The 260-nt window shown below is 67.7% G+C and carries 1 protein-coding gene; it reads left to right on the forward strand.

The window, feature by feature from the left end; translation table 11 throughout:
• Nucleotides 1-69: 69 nt before the first annotated feature.
• Nucleotides 70-260: DeoR family transcriptional regulator (locus HWE01_RS22950; protein ID WP_241822969.1), on the forward strand; the 191-nt coding region annotated here is incomplete at its 3' end.

Genomic DNA, 260 nt, shown 5'->3' on the forward strand with positions numbered 1-260 from the left:
TGTGATGCCAGTCACGCCAAACAGGGTGCCGGCCACCACAGCACCAGCAAGCTACGCAACGGAGGGTACGTGTTCGCCGAGGAACGCCAGCAAAAGATTGCCGAGCTTGTTGCCGGCAGCGGCCGGGTCAGCGTGACCCTGCTGGCTGAGCGCTTCCGCATCACCACCGAAACCGTCCGCCGGGACCTCGCCACCCTCGAGAACGCCGGCACCGTACGCCGCGTGCACGGCGGTGCGGTGGCGGCAGACCGCTTCAGCAC

It is taken from the genome of Herbaspirillum sp. C7C8 (assembly GCF_022627875.1).
Taxonomy (GTDB): domain Bacteria; phylum Pseudomonadota; class Gammaproteobacteria; order Burkholderiales; family Burkholderiaceae_D; genus Herbaspirillum.